Here is a 16590-nt window from a genome sequence, read left to right on the forward strand (position 1 = left end):
GCAGAAGGGGCCACCTGGAGCCGCCTACGGTCCCTCAATGATGAGCAGCACTCCGGAGACCCCGACCCGCACTCCCGGCGCGCATCGGGCGCACCGGGAGGCGCGCGATCGCGCGGCGGCGCGTACGTTGGCGCAGCGGCCGCCCGCGCGCTACGAGCCCTATCTGGACGGGCTGTTCACCTACTGCCTGTCCGTCCTGTGCGACCACGACGCCGCGACCGCGGCCCTCGGCGACGCCCTCGCGCTCGCCGAGCGGCGCGGGCAGCGGGTGCCGCAGGCCCCGGCGGACCGGCGGCCCTGGCTGTACGCGCTGGCCCGCTGGGCGTGTCTGCGCAAGCTGGCCGAGGCCAAGCAGAAACGTCAGGGCAGCCATGCGGCGGGCCGGCACGGCGCGCACCGGACGACCGGGGAGCGGGCCGCCGGTCCGCCCGTCTCCGAGGAGGTCCAGGAGCAGCGGCGCGGCGAACTCGCCCTGCTCGCCTGGCCGGAGGCCGCCGGCACCACGCCGGAGCAGCGCGAGGCGCTCGAACTCGCCGTGCGCCACCACCTCGCCGCCCACGAGGTCGCCGCCGTCCTCGGTATGGACCCGGCCGCGGCCCGCGAACTGCTCGCCGCTGCCGCCTGCGAGGTCGAGCGCACCCGCGCGGCCCTCGCCGTCGTCGAGACCGGCGCCTGCCCGGGCGTCGCCCGGCTGACCGGTGACCACCAGGTCGTGCTCGGCACGGCCCTGCGCCGCGAACTGGTCCGGCACGTCGACGACTGCCCGCGCTGCCGCCGCACCGCCGAGCGCGCGATCCCCGGCCGCTGGCCCGGCGCGACCGTCACCCCCGCCGAACTGCCCGTGCTCCAGGCGCCCCGCGCGGCCCTGCACATGGCCCTCGCGCACCACCCGCGCGCGCGGGGTGGCGCCGTGCCGCGCTTCGACCGGAGCGGCTTTCCGATGGACCCGAAGGACCGTGCCGCCCGCAGGGACCGGTTCCGCGCGCGTGCCGTCACGACGACCGTCGTCGCCACCGTCGTCGCCGCCCCGGTCATCGCCCTGTGGGCCGCCTACCGGGGCACCCCGACCGCCGACGGCGTCGACGGCGGCTCGGCCAGCGCGAGCGAGGCGCACGGCCCCGGCGCGCTCGACGGCGACGCGGCGGGCGCCGGCTACGAGAACGCCGGCAACGCCAGCACCCGGCCCGGCGGCCGCTTCGGCGAGCGTCCCGGTCCGGACGTCCTGGTCGAGGTCGTCAGCGTCAGCGGCGCGCGCGCCGGGCAGCTTCGGGTGTCGGCCGACAACAGCGGAGACACCACGCTCGTCACCCTCACGGCGACGGGCCGCGGGCCGGTGCGCTGGTCGGCGAGCACGGGAGCGCACTGGCTGTATCTGAGCCAGTCGGCGGGAACGCTGGCGCCCGGCGAGTCGTTGACGATCAAGGTGCACGTCGACCAGCTGCGCGAGCCGTCCGGGTACTGGAGCGCGCGGGTGGCGATCTCACCCGCCGGCGCCCTCGTCTCCATCGAGGGTTACGGCAGCGCCCCGACCCCCTCCGACCCGGGCGGCCACGACCCCGGACCCGACCCCCGTCCGAGCGATCCGACCCACCCCGGGACGCCCGGCGACCCGCCGCCCTCGTCGTCCGGGCCGGATCCGACGCCGACGAGCCCGCCTCCGTCCGATCCGACCCCCGGTGACCCCACGCCGAGCGACCCGCCGACCGGCGATCCGCCGCCCTCCTCGCCCGAGCCCTCGCCCGAAGGGCCTTCGGACCCGGTGAGCTCGGCACCGCCGCCCGGTGGGAGCGGGGAGCCGAGCCCGTCGGACTCGTAGTGCGCCGGTTCCGGAGCGGGCCGGCTAGCCGGCGGGATCCGCCGGATGCGGCGCCAGCAGCGGCAGCTGCGACGCCAGGCGCTCCTCGCAGAGTTCGACCAGACGGTCGTAGCCTGCCTTGCCCATCAGCTCGATCAGCTCCGGCCGGTAGGACACGTACACCGGGTCGCCCGCGCCGTGCGCGGAGGTCGCCGACGTGCACCACCAGTGCAGGTCGTGGCCGCCCGGGCCCCAGCCGCGGCGGTCGTACTCGCCGATCGACACCTGGAGCACCCGGGTGTCGTCGGGCCGGTCGATCCACTCGTACGTCCGCCGCACCGGCAGCTGCCAGCAGACGTCCGGCTTGGTCTCCAGCGGCTCGCGGCCCTCCTTCAGGGCGAGGATGTGCAGCGAGCAGCCCGCGCCGCCCTCGAAGCCGGGGCGGTTCTGGAAGATGCAGGAGCCCTGGAAGGGGCGGGTCTGGCGGTCGCCGTCCTCGTCCTCCGAGACCCAGCCGTGCTCCATGCCCTCGTCGTGGTGCTGCCAGATCTCCGGCGTGAGTCTCGCCACATGCTCGGCGACGCGCTTCTCGTCGTCCTCGTCCGAGAAATGCGCCCCCAGCGTGCAGCAGCCGTCGTCCGCGCGGCCCGCCTGGATGCCCTGGCAGCCGCTGCCGAAGATGCAGTTCCAACGGGAGGTCAGCCATGTCAGATCACAGCGGAAGACCTGCTCGTCGTCCGCCGGATCAGGGAACTCCACCCATGCGCGCGCGAAGTCGAGGCCCTTCTCGTCCGGTTCCCGGGAGCCCTTCTTGGACTTCTTCGACGTCATGGCCGCCTTCGCCGGCGAAGAACCCTTGCCGGGTTTGGCCGTCTTGTCGTCCTTCGCCTTTTTCGTCTTTGGCACGGGTCCAGGGTACGGCGTCCGTACCTGCGACTTCGAGGACGGAGGATCGCCCTGGTGGCAGTAGCGTTCCGTACATGAGACTCGGTGTCCTCGACGTGGGATCTAACACGGTGCATCTGCTGGTGGTGGATGCACACCCTGGCGCGCGGCCGTTGCCGGCCCACTCGCACAAGGCGGAATTGCGCCTTGCGCAACTCCTCGACGGCGGCGGGGCCATCGGCCCCCACGGTGTCGACCGGCTGATCGGCGTCGTGCACGAGGCGCTCCAGGCCGCCGAGGACAAGGGTGTCGAGGAAGTTCTCCCGTTCGCGACGTCCGCGGTGCGGGAGGCGACCAACGCCGATGACGTGCTCGCGCGGGTGAAGGCCGAGACCGGGGTCGAGCTGCAGGTTCTCACCGGCGCGGAGGAGGCCCGGCTGACCTTCCTCGCGGCGCGGCGCTGGTTCGGCTGGTCGGCCGGGAAGCTGCTCGTGCTCGACATCGGGGGCGGGTCCCTGGAGATCGCGTACGGCATTGACGAGGAGCCGGACGCCGCCGTGTCGCTCCCGCTGGGCGCGGGCCGGCTGACGGCCGCGTGGCTGCCCGGTGATCCGCCGGAGGCGGACGACATACGGGCGCTGCGCCGGCATGTGCGGGCGCAGATCGCACGCACGGTGGGCGAATTCAGCCGCTTCGGGGCGCCCGAGCACGTGGTCGCCACGTCCAAGACCTTCAAGCAGCTGGCCCGGATCGCCGGCGCCGCCCGCTCGGCGGAAGGGCTCTACACGCAGCGCGAGCTGAAGCGGGAGTCCCTGGAGGCGTGGGTGCCGCGGCTGGCCGGGATGACGACGGCACAGCGCGCGGAGCTGCCGGGCGTCTCGGAGGGGCGCGCCGGGCAGCTGCTGGCGGGGGCGCTGGTGGCCGAGGGGGCGATGGACCTGTTCGGGGTGGAGACGCTGGAGGTCTGCCCCTGGGCGCTGCGGGAGGGCGTGATCCTGCGGAAGCTGGATCACCTGTCGGTGGGCTGACGCCCGCCCTCGGCGGGGTCGCGCCCCGGTGGTTGTCGGTGGGCTGATGACCGTCTCGGCGGGGTCGTGCCCCGGTGGTTGTGGATGGGCTGACGCCCGCCCCCTGCGGAGACGCCCGCGGTTGTTGTCGGTGGGCTGACGCCCGCCTCGGAGGGGACGCCCCCGGCGGTTGTGGGTGGGCTCACGCCCGCCCCCTGCGGAGACGCACCCGGCGGCGCACTGCTTGGCGCACGGCGCGGCGCACGGTGCGGCGCGAGCGCCGGGGGACGGCACCGCGACCCACGTGAAGCCCGCCACACACCCCGCCCCCGCCGACCGGGCATCCGCCCAGTTCGCGCACGTGGCCGATTGTGGAGCCTCCACGCGAGCGTGTGGTCATCGGTTCCCCGGCCTCCGGTGCCGCCCCGTACGCTGTCCCCGTGGCAGAACCAGTGGTGCGCATCCCGGATGCGAAGGTCGCCCTGTCGACGGCCTCCGTCTATCCGGAGTCGACGGCGACGGCCTTCGAGATCGCCGCGCGCCTCGGGTACGACGGCGTCGAGGTCATGGTGTGGACCGACCCCGTCAGCCAGGACATGGAGGCGCTGCGCCGGCTCAGCGACTACCACCAGATCCCGATCCTCGCCATCCACGCCCCCTGCCTGCTGATCACCCAGCGGGTCTGGTCCACCGACCCGTGGACCAAGCTCCAGCGCGCCCAGGCGGCCGCCGAGAAGCTCGGGGCCTCCACGGTCGTCGTGCACCCGCCGTTCCGTTGGCAGCGCCAGTACGCCCGGGACTTCGTCGCCGGCATCTGGCGCATGGCGAACGAGACGGATGTGCGGTTCGCCGTCGAGAACATGTACCCCTGGCGCTACCGCGACCGCGAGATGCTCGCCTACGCCCCAGACTGGGACGTGACGAAGGACGACTACCGGAACTTCACCATCGATCTCAGCCATACGGCGACCGCCCGGACGGACGCCGTGCAGATGATCGACCGGATGGGGGACCGCCTCGGGCACGTCCATCTCGCGGACGGCCGCGGATCGGCCAAGGACGAGCACCTCGTCCCGGGCCGCGGCACCCAGCCCTGCGCCGAGGTGCTGGAGCGCCTCGCGCTCAGTGGCTTCGACGGGCACGTCGTCATCGAGGTCAACACCCGCCGCGCCATGTCCGGCGCCGAACGCGAGGCCGACCTCGCCGAGGCCCTCGCCTTCACGCGGCTGCACCTGGCCTCGGCGGTGCGGGTGCCCCGGCCATGAGCGACACCACTCGCGGAGTGGGCGCCAGACGCCGGGGCCGCCCCCCTCGTACGGAATCCGCCGGCACCCGCGACCGCATCCTCGACGCGGCCCGCGAGGAGTTCGCCGAGCGGGGCTACGAGAAGACGTCCGTGCGCGGCATCGCCAAGGCGGCCGGCGTGGACTCCGCCCTCGTGCACCACTACTTCGGCACCAAGGAGCAGGTCTTCGAGGCGTCGGTGGAGGTCGCCCTCGTGCCCGCCCTCAAGGTGCGCGACGCCGTGCTGTCGGCGCCCCTCGACGCCGTCGGCGAACGCATGACCCGCTTCCTCTTCGGGCTCTGGGAGAACCCCGCCACCCGCAAGCCGCTGCTCGCCATCGTCCGCTCGGCGGTCAATAACGAGGCCGCCGCCACGGTGTTCCGGCGGCTCGTCTCGGCCCAGCTGCTGCGCCGGATCGCCGGCGAGATCGACGCACCGGACGCCGAACTGCGCGCCGAGCTGGCCGCCGCCCAGCTGGTGGGCGTCGCGATGATGCGGTACGTCATCAAGATCGAGCCGATCGCGTCGGCGGATCCGGAGCAGATCATCGCGCGCGTGGCGCCCGTGGTGCAGGGGCACCTGACCGGCCCGTGACGGACCGGATCGCCGGTACCGCAAGGCATGCGTCGCCGACGCGAGCGCGATTTCGCGAGACATGCGTCCCGTATTCCGGACACCTCGTCCCGCCCTCTGGATGTCGGGCGTACGCTCGTTAGCAGTCAGAAGTCTCTGATCGCAGTCCCAGCAGTCTTGATCGCAGTCCCAGCAGTCCCAGCAGTCCTTGAAGGAGCGAGCGACGATGCCCGAGCTGAGGTCCCGCACAGTCACCCACGGTCGCAACATGGCGGGCGCCCGCGCCCTTATGCGCGCCTCCGGTGTACCCGGTGCGGACATCGGCCGGAAGCCGATCATCGCGGTGGCGAACTCCTTCACCGAGTTCGTGCCCGGCCACACCCACCTCCAGCCCGTCGGCCGGATCGTCAGCGAGGCGATCAGGGAGGCCGGCGGCATCCCGCGCGAGTTCAACACGATCGCCGTCGACGACGGCATCGCGATGGGCCACGGCGGCATGCTGTACAGCCTCCCCTCCCGCGACCTGATCGCCGACAGCGTGGAGTACATGGTCGAGGCCCACTGCGCCGACGCCCTGATCTGCATCTCCAACTGCGACAAGATCACCCCGGGCATGCTGAACGCGGCCCTGCGCCTGAACATCCCGACGGTGTTCGTCTCCGGCGGCCCGATGGAGTCCGGCCGCGCGACGCTGGTCGACGGCACGGTCCGCACGCTCGACCTGGTCGACGCGATCTCCGACGCCGTGAACGACAAGATCTCGGACGAGGACATCCTCCGTATCGAGGAGAACGCCTGTCCGACCTGCGGCTCCTGTTCCGGCATGTTCACCGCCAACTCGATGAACTGCCTGACCGAGGCCATCGGCCTGTCCCTGCCCGGCAACGGCTCGGTCCTCGCCACGCACACGGCCCGTAAGGCCCTGTACGAGGACGCGGCCCGCACGGTCATGGACATCACCCGCCGCTACTACGAGCAGGACGACGAGACGGTCCTGCCGCGCAACGTCGCCACCTTCGCGGCCTTCGAGAACGCCATGGCCCTCGACATCGCGATGGGCGGCTCGACCAACACGATCCTGCACCTGCTGGCCGCCGCCCAGGAGGCGGGCGTTCCGTTCGGCCTTGAGCAGATCAACGAGGTCAGCCGCCGGGTTCCCTGCCTGGCGAAGGTCGCGCCGAACGTCGCCAAGGACCGCACGTACTACATGGAGGACGTGCACCGCGCCGGCGGCATCCCGGCCCTGCTCGGCGAGCTGCACCGCGCCGGCCTGCTGAACGAGGACGTGCACGCCGTCCACAGCCCGTCCCTGTCGGACTGGCTGAAGACCTGGGACGTGCGCGGCGGATCCCCGTCGCCGAAGGCCGTCGAGCTGTGGCACGCCGCCCCCGGCTGCGTCCGCTCCGCCGAGGCCTTCTCCCAGTCCGAGCGCTGGGAGGCGCTCGACGAGGACGCCGAGGGCGGCTGCATCCGCAGCGCCGAGCACGCGTACTCCAAGGACGGCGGCCTGGCGGTCCTGAAGGGCAACCTCGCCGTCGACGGCTGCGTGGTGAAGACCGCGGGCGTGGACGAGTCCATCTGGACCTTCGAGGGCCCGGCGGTCGTCTGCGAGTCGCAGGAGGAGGCCGTCGAGAAGATCCTCAACAAGCAGGTGACCGACGGCGATGTCGTCGTCATCCGCTACGAGGGTCCCAAGGGCGGCCCCGGCATGCAGGAGATGCTCTACCCGACGTCCTTCCTCAAGGGCCGCGGGCTCGGCAAGACCTGCGCCCTGATCACCGACGGCCGCTTCTCCGGCGGCACCTCGGGCCTGTCCATCGGCCACGCCTCCCCGGAGGCCGCGTCCGGCGGCACGATCGCCCTCGTAGAGGACGGCGACCGGATCCGGATCGACATCCCGAATCGCTCGATCGAGTTGCTGGTCGACGATGCGGAACTCGCCCGCCGTGAGCAGGCGTTGAACGGGACGTACGCCCCGAAGAACCGCGACCGCAAGGTGTCGGCCGCCCTGCGGGCCTACGCGGCCATGGCGACCAGCGCGGACAAGGGCGCGGTGCGGGACGTGAGCAAGCTGGGCTGAGGGGCCTGGACTTATAGGCGCGGGGCCGCCTCCTGCTGGTGCGGGGGCGGCCCTTTCGTGTGTGCGGGGGAGGGTGGGGCCCTTCGCGTGTGCGGCGGTGGGGCCGTACGGCCTACCAGTCGGCGGGGTTCCGGCCGTCGACGGTGAAGACGGTGCCGTCGGGTGCGCTTGCGTAGACGTGGCCGTCCGCGAGTGGCTCTGCGGCAGGTCGCGTGTCAGATGATCCGGGTCCGCGTCGACTGTCGGTGGGGGGCGGCCATGTCACGTGCACGAGGGCGGTGGGGGAGTACGGCCTACCAGTCGGCGGGGTCCCGGCCGTCGACGGCGAAGACGGTGCCGTCGGGTGCGCTCGCGTAGACGTGGCCGTCCGCGAGCACCGGCTCCGGCAGGTCGGGTGTCACGTGGTCCGGGTCCGTGCCGAGCCGGACCGGTGTCTCGCCCACGAGCCGGCCGCTGCGGGCGTCCACGGCCAGCAGCCGGCCGTCGGGAGCGCTGAGATACACGTTCCGGCCGTCGGTGACGGGCGAGGACGTGCGCAGCACCGATGTCGGCAGGCTCCACAGCCGCTTGCCCGCCGCCATGTCGACGGCGACCAGCGAGCCGCCGTCGCCCACCAGATAGACGACGTTCCCGTGCGCGGTGCCGCGGGCCTGCATGACCGGCAGGGGAAGTGTCACGCGCCGCGTCGCCCGGTCGGCGGGGGAGTAGCGGATGACGGTCCTGGTGTCGCTGTAGATGCCGTCCACGACGGCGAGGAAGACCGACCCGTCCGACGAGTCAAGGAGTTCCAGCGTCCCTTTCAGCCGCGCGTCCCAGCGCACGTCACCCGTGGCCGGGTCCAGCGCGGTGACCCGAGTGCTCGACCCGTCGTCGGAGGTGAGCGTGGTGTACGCCAGCGGATCCCCGGCGAAGGAGACGAAGTACGGCTCCTTGTGGCCCGGAACGGCCCGCCTCCACTTGGTGTCGCCCGAAGCGCCGTCCACACCGGTGACCGTGCCGTCGGTGCCGGTGAGCAACAGCATGCCGCCGACGACGGTGCCGGAAGCGGGCGCGCTCCGCTGCCAACGCGCCTTGCCCGTGGCCGGGTCGAGGCCCTGCAGCCCGCTCTCCGGCTCCGTCGCCGGGTGCACGAGCCCGCCCGCCACGACCGGCGGCCCGCTCACGTGCGACATGCCGACGGGATGCCGCCACAGTGACCGGCCGTCCAACGGGTCGAGCGCGTAGACGAGCCCGGACTGCGCACACAACAACTTCCCCGCCCCGTACGAACAGTGGGGCGTGCCCTTCCGGGGCGCCGGCGCCTTTGCCCACGCGTCGAAACCGGCGGAGGCGGTCTCCCGGCCCTCCCGCGACGGCGACGGCTCCCCGCCGGCGAGCAGCTGCACCGAGACCAGCGCGACGAGCGCGGCGACGCCGACGCCGGCCGTCGCCATGAGCTTGCGTCGCCGCCGGGGAGGCCGTTCGGAGACCTCGCCCTTCTTCTCCTCGACGCGCGGCTTCGGCTTCGGCTCCGGCTGGGACGGCTTCTCGCCGGCCCGCTGCGCCGGAATGAACGCCTGGGTGTCGTACGACGCCGCCACCGACCGCAGTTCCCGCATCAACTCGTCCGGCGTGGGCCGGTCCTCGGGCTCCTTCGCCAGGCAGCGCAGCACGAGCGGCGCGAGATTGACGGGCAGACCCGTCAGGTCCGGCTCGTCATGGACGACCTGGTAGGCGACGACGTACGGACTGTCCGAGTCGAACGGCCCCCGCCCCGTCGCCGCGTGCACCAGCACCGACCCGAGCGCGAAGATGTCGGCGGCCGGCCCGACCTCCCGCGGCCGCCGGAACTGCTCCGGGGCCATGAACGGCGGCGTACCGATCAACTTCCCCGTCTCGGTCCGCAGTTCACTGTCCTTTGGCCGAGATATACCGAAGTCGATGACCTTCGGGCCGTCCTCGGCGAGCAGCACGTTGCTGGGCTTCAGATCCCGGTGCACCACGCCGACCCGGTGTATGTCCCGCAGCGCCTCGGCGAGCCCGGCCATCAGTCGGCGGAGCTGCGCCGGGTCCATCGGGCCGTTCCGCTTCACATGTTCGGCGAGGGTCGGGCCGGGGATGAACAGCGTGGCCATCCAGGGCCGTTCGGCCTCCGGATCGGCGTCCACGACGGGCGCGGTGAAGGCCCCGCTGACCCGGCGAGCCGCCCCCACCTCCTGCCGGAACCGCCCCCTGAACTCGGGATCCCTGGCGAATTCCGCATGCACGACCTTCACCGCGAGCTGCATCCCCGAGGTGCTGCGGGCGAGATGGACGACGCCCATGCCACCGGAGCCCAGACGTGACTCCAGACGGTAGTGACCGGCGTACTCGGGAAGTTCCGCTTCCGCGCCCGCTCCGGCGTCCTGCTGCGGCGCCATGGGACCACCCCCGTGCTGTTCGTCCGCGCGCGCGACGCACGGAGCCTAGTCGATGACTCGTACGAGACAGAGGCGGCTTGCTAGCCTCCGTGTTCCCAACACGCACATGTGTGCGTGGCGTGATTTAGGGGAATCAACGGGACCCCATGGCAGTCATGGGGATCAACGGGGGAGGTTCGATCATGTCCACTGACCGAGTTGAAGAGGTCGAGAGAGCCGACGAGGCCCAGGGGACCGCGGGCGAGGCCGTCGCCACCCTGGCCGCCACGGCCACGGGGGTGCGCTACTACCCGGTCGCGCCGGGCGTCCGCCTGAACGTCCGCAGGGGGCCGGGCACCCAGTACTCCATCGTCCGCGTCCTGCCCGAGGGCGCCATGGTGCCGATCTACTGCCAGACGCCGGGCACGAACGTCAGCGGCCCCTACGGCACGTCGAACATCTGGGACAACATCGACGACGGCGAGTACGTCGCGGACGCCTATGTGCAGACGGGAAGCGACGGCTACGTCCGTCCCCGCTGCGGCTGAGCCCGTAGGAGCCCGCGGCCACGCCGGAGCCATAATCGACATGTGAGCGAGAAGAACGGCACCCCGGCCACCCCCGCGGGCTCCACGGGCCCCCGCCCCGAGCCCCTGCACTTCTTCGGCACGACCTGGGTCGACCACGATCACGGCTACACCGCCCGTCGCATCGCCGTGTCCGTCGGTTCCCTCGCCTGCGCGGCCGTCTCCTGCCTCGTCCTGCGCTTCGCCTTCCAGGGGCTCCAGATCGCGGCCATCGGCGACTTCGTCACCGTCCTGGTCGTCGTGATGTTCGCCGTGTGCAGCGCACTCGCCTTCCGCCACACCTGGGAGGGCTTCAGCAAGCGCCCCGACCCCCACCGCCAGGCCTCCCTCCGCGGCCTCCTGGCCATCGGCTTCGTCGGCTCCCTCCTCGCCTACTTCCTCCGCTCCCTCTCCGAGGCCCCCGGCGAGAAGCTCCACCGCGAGGAATACGAGAAGGCCCGCAAAGACCACGAGAACCGCACGACCCGCCGCACGGGCAACCCGTCGAAGAAGCGGCGCCGGCCCTAGCCCCGCACCCGTTACGGGCGAGCCCCTCCAGCCGAGCCTCATCCCACCCCCGGCGGAGACGGAAGCACTCCTGGTGCAGGCAGGCACGGAAGCGCTCATAGTGCAGGCGAGGACTGCGACGGCCCACCCGCCGACCAGGACGGCCGCGACTCACCTGTCGGCCCCGCCAACAGCGCCCCACCCGCCGTCCGCGACGCCGTCCACTCACTTCTCGGCAAACCCGACGCCGTCCGCGACTCCGTCGTCTCACTTCTCGGTAAACCCGACGCCGTCCGCGACTCCGTCGTCTCACTTCTCGGTAAACCCGACGCCGTCCGCGACGCCGTCGACTCACCTCTCGGCAAACTCGGTGCACACCCCACCGTCCGGCGCCACCATGGCCGTATGAGCGCCCCCTCCCACGCCGACCGGGCCCACGCCTTCAACGCCGCCGCAGCCCAGTACGCGGCGAACCGTCCCTCCTACCCGCCCGCCCTCTTCGACGCGATCGAGGAGCTCGCCGGCCGCCCCCTCACCGGCGCGCGCGTAGTCGACGTGGGTGCCGGCACGGGCATCGCCACCGCCCTGCTGCGCCGCCGCGGCGCCGACGTACTGGCCGTGGAGCCCGGCGCGGGCATGGCGGCCCAGTTCCGCAGCGTCCACCCCGACCTGCCGATCGTCCGCGGCAACGGCGACGCCCTCCCCCTCGCCACCGCCTCCGCCGACTTCATCACGTACGCCCAGGCCTGGCACTGGACCGACCCCGCCCGCTCGGCGCCGGAGGCGCTACGCGTGCTGCGTCCCGGCGGGGCGCTGGCCCTGTGGTGGAACACCACCCCGCTCGACATCCCGTGGCACGCCGCCCAGGCAGCCCGGATCGGCCGCCGCTTCGGCGTCCACCCCGTCGTCGAGCAGAACGGCAGCGGCGCCCAGAACGCCCTGACCGACCCCACCGGCACACTGCACTTCACCCGCCGCAAGGTCCGCTGGAGCCGCCGCGTCCCCCTGGACACGCACCTCGCCAACATCGGCAGCCACTCGATCTTCCTCGTCCACGGCACGGAGGCCAGCACCACCTTCCTCACCGAGGAGAGGCAGTTCCTCCTCGACGCCTTCCCGGACGGAATCATCGAAGAGACCTACGACGTGGACCTCCTGGTAGCCCTGGCCACCCCTTCGTGAACCCACCCCCCCATCCCTCTCCGCACTCCACCGCAACGCCGATCCCCCCACATCCGCCCGCCCCGCCACCCGGTGAGGGCGGGCGAGCCATATCCGGGCGCGAACCCGGCACCTCACACCCGGCACCTCACACCCGGCGCAGCCCAGACCGCCTCCCCGCCTCGGCGCTTGACGGCACAGCCCGACCGGAGCACTATTCATCGCATGATGAATTATTCGTCCGTTCGCTCCGACCCTCCCGACACTCCGGCCATCCGAGCCGAGGCCCTGAACGTCGAACGCGGTCCCCGCCAGGTACTCCGCGACCTCGACTTCACCGTCCCGCGCGGCCAGATCACCGGTCTGCTCGGCCCCTCAGGCTGCGGCAAGACGACGTTGATGAGGTCGATCGTCGGCACCCAGGCCAAGGTCACCGGCACCCTTGACGTCCTCGGCCGCCCCGCCGGCCACCCCACCCTGCGCACCCGCATCGGTTACGTCACCCAAGCCCCCTCCGTCTACGACGACCTGACCATCCGCCAGAACCTCGCCTACTTCGCCGCGATCCTCGACCCGGGCCGCGCCGCCACCGACCGGCGCCACGAGAACGTCACCCGCGCCATCGCCGACGTCGACCTCACCAGCCACGCCGACTCCCTGGCCGGCAACCTCTCCGGCGGCCAGCGCAGCCGCGTCTCCCTGGCCGTCGCCCTCCTCGGCACCCCCGAACTCCTCGTCCTCGACGAGCCGACCGTCGGCCTGGACCCGGTCCTGCGCCGAGACCTGTGGAACCTCTTCCACGACATCGCCGCCACCCGCGGCGCCACCCTCCTCATCTCCTCCCACGTCATGGACGAGGCCGAGCGCTGCCACCGCCTCCTCCTCATGCGCGAGGGCCAGATCCTCGCCGACGACACTCCCGACGCCCTCCGCACCCGCACCAACTCCGAGACCGTCGAGGCGGCCTTCCTGCACCTGGTCGACGAGGCGGTCGCGGCCGCCCGCGCGAAGGAGACCACGCGATGACCACCACGACGAGCCCGACCACCACAGACCGGCCCGCCCCCACCGGCTCGCTGAACCTCGCCCGGACCACAGCCACAGCCACCCGGGTCCTGCGCCAGCTCTGCCACGATCCGCGCACCATCGCACTGATGCTGCTCGTGCCCTGCGTGATGCTGTTCCTGCTGCGTTATGTCTTCGACGGCAGCCCGCGCACCTTCGACAACATCGGCGCCTCCCTCCTCGGGATCTTCCCGCTGATCACGATGTTCCTGGTCACCTCCATCGCCACCCTGCGCGAACGCACCTCGGGCACCCTCGAACGCCTCCTCGCCATGCCCCTCGGCAAGGGCGACCTGATCGCCGGCTACGCCCTCGCCTTCGGCACCCTCGCGATCATCCAGTCGGCGTTGGCGACAGGACTCGCCCTGTGGTTCCTCGGCCTCGACGTCACCGGCAGCCCCTGGCTGCTCCTGCTCGTGGCACTGCTCGACGCCCTGCTCGGCACCGCGCTCGGTCTGTTCGTCTCGGCCTTCGCGGCCTCCGAGTTCCAGGCCGTCCAGTTCATGCCGGCCGTGATCTTCCCCCAGCTCCTCCTCTGCGGCCTGTTCACCCCCCGCGACAACATGCACCCCGCTCTGGAGGCCATCTCCAACGTCCTCCCCATGTCCTATGCGGTCGACGGCATGAACGAGGTCCTCAAGCACACCGACACGACCACCGCCTTCGTCCGCGACGCCCTGATCGTGGCGGGCTGCGCCCTGCTGGTCCTGGGGCTGGGTGCGGCGACCCTGCGGCGCCGGACCGCCTGACCGTCCCGGGGGCGGGCCCGGCGCGCGCCCGCCCGTCCGCCCACCGGACACACCACCTCGCCGACAGCCCCTCGGTGGGAGGATGAACGCGGACGACGCAACCCCCGGAGGGCACCTCAGCCATGACCCAGAAAGTCGCAGTCCTCGGCACCGGCAAGATCGGCGAAGCCCTGCTCAGCGGAATGATCCGCGGTGGCTGGGCCCCGGCCGACCTCCTGGTGACGGCCCGCCGCGCCGAACGAGCCGACGAACTCCGCACCCGCTACGGAGTCACGCCGGTCACCAACGCGGAGGCCGCCAAGACCGCCGACACCCTGATCCTCACGGTCAAGCCGCAGGACATGGGCACCCTCCTCGACGAGCTCGCCCCGCACATCCCCACGGACCGCCTGGTCATCAGCGGAGCCGCGGGTATCCCCACCTCCTTCTTCGAGGAGCGCCTCGCCGCAGGCACCCCTGTCGTCCGCGTCATGACGAACACGCCCGCCCTCGTCGACGAGGCCATGTCCGTCATCTCCGCCGGCAGCCACGCGAGCGAAGCCGACCTCGCCCACGCCGAGGAGATCTTCGGGGCCGTGGGCAAGACGCTCCGCGTCCCCGAGTCCCAGCAGGACGCCTGCACCGCCCTCTCCGGCTCCGGCCCGGCGTACTTCTTCTACCTGGTCGAAGCCATGACCGACGCCGGCATCCTCCTCGGGCTGCCCCGCGACAAGGCGCACGACCTGATCGTCCAGTCCGCGATCGGCGCCGCGACGATGCTCCGCGACAGCGGGGAACACCCCGTCAAACTCCGCGAGAACGTGACGTCCCCGGCCGGCACCACCATCAACGCCATCCGCGAACTCGAGAACCACGGCGTACGAGCCGCCCTCATCGCCGCCCTCGAAGCCGCCCGCGACCGCAGCCGCGAGCTGGCCTCCGGCAACACCAAGTGACGCCCGACCGCCCCTGCTTCGGGGGCGGTCCAAGGCGCCCCCTACACGGTCACCCCGATATCCGCAGCGGCAGTCGCAGCCGCCGGCAGCAACCCGATCCCCCGATACGCGGCATCAACGGTCGGCCGCGCCATCGCCCGAGCCCGCTCCGCACCATCCCGCAGCACCCCCTCCACATAGCCAGGATCCGCGCACAGCTCCCTGTGCCTCTCCTGTACGGGCCTGAGGACCTCGACCACGGCCTCCGCAGTGGCTGACTTCAAAGCGCCGTACGACTCATATACACCGCTCAGCTCCAATGGGTTCCCACCCGTACAGGCGGCCAGAATCTCCAGCAGATTCGCCACCCCCGGCTGCGCGTCCCGGTCGTACAGGACCTCCCGCCCGCTGTCGGTCACGGCCCGCATGACCTTCTTCCGCACCACGTCCGGCTCATCGAGCAGGTAGACGATCCCCGGCCCGGAGTCGTCGCTCTTGCCCATCTTCGACGCCGGATCCTGCAGATTCATCACCCGAGCCGCGACCTGCGGATGCGTGGCCCGAGGCACCACGAACGTATGCCCGTACCGCTGGTTGAACCGCACCGCGAGATCCCGCGCCAGCTCCACGTGCTGCGTCTGATCGTCCCCGACCGGCACCTCGTCGGTCGCGTACGCCAGGATGTCCGCCGCCATGAGCACGGGATAGGTCAGCAGCGACAGCCGCACACTCCCGCCCCGCTCCCGCTCCCGCGCGGCCTTCTCCTTGTACTGGATCATCCGCCGCATCTCGCCGTCGGTGGCCACGCACTCCAGCACATACGACAGCCGCGCGTGCTCATCCACATGACTCTGCACGAAGACGGTGCACAGCTCAGGATCCAGCCCCGACGCCAACAACAACGTCGCCGCCTGCCGACTGAGCCTGCGCACCCGCGCCGGATCGTGGTCCACCGTCAGCGCGTGCAGGTCGACGATGCAGAACAGCGCGTCGGCCCCGTGCTGATCCACGGCGGCCCACCGCCGCATCGCGCCCAGGTAGTTCCCCAGCGTCAGATGCCCGGTCGGCTTGACCCCACTGAAGACCCGCGTCATCCCTGCTCCACCTCCTGGTCGAGGCCGCCGTCCCGGCCGGCCGACCCTCCGGAGCTCGGGAGGGAGAAACGAAAACGGCCGCCGAGGCGGCGGCCGTTGAGTGCATACGTAAGGAACGGCCGCCGTCAGGCGGCCCACCACAGCTGGGTGTACGTACGCGTCGTCATGCGTCCCAGACTACGCCCCCGGGGTGCCACACGGAGTGAAGTTGACACGCCCCAGCCCGGTCCGTAGTGTTCTCCGAGTTGTCCGACGTGAGCGCCGACTCCGGTCGGTCCCCGGACAGCCACTCCGCAAGTACCAGCCACTATTCGACGACAGTCGATCTGTCTGCCGTCGTCTCATTGGCATGCGTAATTACGGAATGAGGAATCCGCGCTCGAGAGAGCGCAGCCCCTGATTAGCTCGGGAGCGAGGAATCCGCTAAAGTCTCACTCGTCGGAACGGCCCAACGGCCGGGAAGACAAGCCCCGCTGACTGGGGATCAGGCCCGAAAGGATCTGCTAAAGTCGGAACCGCCGGAAAGGGAAA

14 protein-coding genes are annotated in these 16590 nt (G+C 71.8%); 11 read left to right on the forward strand and 3 right to left on the reverse strand.

Features of this window, described 5'->3' with window-relative positions; translation table 11 throughout:
- The first annotated feature begins 37 nt into the window (after positions 1-37).
- On the forward strand, positions 38-1816 hold the full coding sequence (locus ACIRD7_RS36235; protein ID WP_403460106.1) for a hypothetical protein: 1779 nt from the start codon (positions 38-40) through the stop codon (positions 1814-1816).
- Between the two features lie 24 nt (positions 1817-1840).
- On the opposite strand, the gene ACIRD7_RS36240 is transcribed toward ACIRD7_RS36235, so the two are convergent.
- A complete protein-coding gene (locus tag ACIRD7_RS36240; protein ID WP_403460107.1) occupies positions 1841-2701 on the reverse strand; it encodes a hypothetical protein in 861 nt (286 codons plus the stop codon).
- A gap of 74 nt (positions 2702-2775) precedes the next feature.
- Here ACIRD7_RS36240 and ACIRD7_RS36245 point away from each other — a divergent pair, with 74 nt between their 5' ends.
- The 4 genes from ACIRD7_RS36245 (at position 2776) to ilvD (ending at position 7625) form a co-directional block, all read left to right on the forward strand.
- A complete protein-coding gene (locus ACIRD7_RS36245) occupies positions 2776-3708 on the forward strand; it encodes a Ppx/GppA family phosphatase (RefSeq protein ID WP_403460108.1) in 933 nt (310 codons plus the stop codon).
- Positions 3709-4127: 419 nt separating this feature from the next.
- Positions 4128-4952 carry a sugar phosphate isomerase/epimerase family protein gene (locus ACIRD7_RS36250; RefSeq protein ID WP_403460109.1) on the forward strand — a complete coding sequence of 275 codons (825 nt, stop codon included), beginning with the start codon at positions 4128-4130 and terminating at the stop codon, positions 4950-4952.
- Positions 4949-5566 carry a TetR family transcriptional regulator gene (locus tag ACIRD7_RS36255; protein WP_403460110.1) on the forward strand — a complete coding sequence of 206 codons (618 nt, stop codon included), beginning with the start codon at positions 4949-4951 and terminating at the stop codon, positions 5564-5566. The genes ACIRD7_RS36250 and ACIRD7_RS36255 overlap by 4 nt, the downstream gene beginning before the upstream one ends.
- A gap of 205 nt (positions 5567-5771) precedes the next feature.
- Positions 5772-7625 carry a dihydroxy-acid dehydratase gene (ilvD, locus tag ACIRD7_RS36260; protein WP_403460111.1) on the forward strand — a complete coding sequence of 618 codons (1854 nt, stop codon included), beginning with the start codon at positions 5772-5774 and terminating at the stop codon, positions 7623-7625.
- A 293-nt stretch (positions 7626-7918) separates the two neighbouring features.
- On the opposite strand, the gene ACIRD7_RS36265 is transcribed toward ilvD, so the two are convergent.
- Complete coding sequence (locus ACIRD7_RS36265) at positions 7919-10024, reverse strand: serine/threonine-protein kinase (protein ID WP_403460112.1); 2106 nt, start codon at positions 10022-10024, stop codon at positions 7919-7921.
- A 182-nt stretch (positions 10025-10206) separates the two neighbouring features.
- On the opposite strand from ACIRD7_RS36265, the gene ACIRD7_RS36270 reads away from it, so the two are divergent.
- From ACIRD7_RS36270 to proC, 6 genes are all read left to right on the forward strand, one after another.
- A complete protein-coding gene (locus tag ACIRD7_RS36270) occupies positions 10207-10551 on the forward strand; it encodes an SH3 domain-containing protein (RefSeq protein ID WP_403460113.1) in 345 nt (114 codons plus the stop codon).
- A 42-nt stretch (positions 10552-10593) separates the two neighbouring features.
- The gene (locus ACIRD7_RS36275; RefSeq protein ID WP_403460114.1) at positions 10594-11097 is read left to right on the forward strand and encodes an EamA/RhaT family transporter; all 504 of its coding nucleotides are present in this window, start codon (positions 10594-10596) and stop codon (positions 11095-11097) included.
- Positions 11098-11481: 384 nt separating this feature from the next.
- Positions 11482-12258, forward strand: a complete 777-nt coding sequence (locus tag ACIRD7_RS36280; protein ID WP_403460115.1) for a class I SAM-dependent methyltransferase — start codon at positions 11482-11484, stop codon at positions 12256-12258.
- A gap of 204 nt (positions 12259-12462) precedes the next feature.
- Entirely contained in the window at positions 12463-13263 is an 801-nt protein-coding gene (locus tag ACIRD7_RS36285) for an ABC transporter ATP-binding protein (protein ID WP_403460116.1), read from the forward strand.
- Positions 13260-14051, forward strand: coding sequence for an ABC transporter permease (locus tag ACIRD7_RS36290; RefSeq protein ID WP_403460117.1), 792 nt, complete (start codon positions 13260-13262; stop codon positions 14049-14051). The genes ACIRD7_RS36285 and ACIRD7_RS36290 overlap by 4 nt, the downstream gene beginning before the upstream one ends.
- A gap of 122 nt (positions 14052-14173) precedes the next feature.
- Positions 14174-14986 carry a pyrroline-5-carboxylate reductase gene (gene proC, locus ACIRD7_RS36295; RefSeq protein WP_403460119.1) on the forward strand — a complete coding sequence of 271 codons (813 nt, stop codon included), beginning with the start codon at positions 14174-14176 and terminating at the stop codon, positions 14984-14986.
- A 41-nt stretch (positions 14987-15027) separates the two neighbouring features.
- Here proC and trpS read toward each other — a convergent pair whose 3' ends face one another.
- Complete coding sequence (trpS, locus tag ACIRD7_RS36300; protein WP_403460120.1) at positions 15028-16059, reverse strand: tryptophan--tRNA ligase; 1032 nt, start codon at positions 16057-16059, stop codon at positions 15028-15030.
- Between the last annotated feature and the right edge of the window lie 531 nt (positions 16060-16590).

Origin of the sequence: Streptomyces sp. NPDC093568, assembly GCF_044764945.1 — a bacterium.
Taxonomy (GTDB): Bacteria; Actinomycetota; Actinomycetes; order Streptomycetales; family Streptomycetaceae; genus Streptomyces.

Bases quoted from the DNA above. Each gene is read 5' to 3' on its own strand.
- ACIRD7_RS36235 (WP_403460106.1), top strand. From the start codon at position 38: ATGATGAGCAGCACTCCGGAGACCCCGACCCGCACTCCCGGCGCGCAT.
- ACIRD7_RS36245 (WP_403460108.1), top strand. From the start codon at position 2,776: ATGAGACTCGGTGTCCTCGACGTGGGATCTAACACGGTGCATCTGCTG.
- ACIRD7_RS36255 (WP_403460110.1), top strand. From the start codon at position 4,949: ATGAGCGACACCACTCGCGGAGTGGGCGCCAGACGCCGGGGCCGCCCC.
- ilvD (WP_403460111.1), top strand. From the start codon at position 5,772: ATGCCCGAGCTGAGGTCCCGCACAGTCACCCACGGTCGCAACATGGCG.
- ACIRD7_RS36265 (WP_403460112.1), bottom strand. From the start codon at position 10,024: ATGGCGCCGCAGCAGGACGCCGGAGCGGGCGCGGAAGCGGAACTTCCC.
- ACIRD7_RS36270 (WP_403460113.1), top strand. From the start codon at position 10,207: ATGTCCACTGACCGAGTTGAAGAGGTCGAGAGAGCCGACGAGGCCCAG.
- ACIRD7_RS36280 (WP_403460115.1), top strand. From the start codon at position 11,482: ATGAGCGCCCCCTCCCACGCCGACCGGGCCCACGCCTTCAACGCCGCC.
- ACIRD7_RS36285 (WP_403460116.1), top strand. From the start codon at position 12,463: ATGATGAATTATTCGTCCGTTCGCTCCGACCCTCCCGACACTCCGGCC.
- ACIRD7_RS36290 (WP_403460117.1), top strand. From the start codon at position 13,260: ATGACCACCACGACGAGCCCGACCACCACAGACCGGCCCGCCCCCACC.
- proC (WP_403460119.1), top strand. From the start codon at position 14,174: ATGACCCAGAAAGTCGCAGTCCTCGGCACCGGCAAGATCGGCGAAGCC.
- trpS (WP_403460120.1), bottom strand. From the start codon at position 16,059: ATGACGCGGGTCTTCAGTGGGGTCAAGCCGACCGGGCATCTGACGCTG.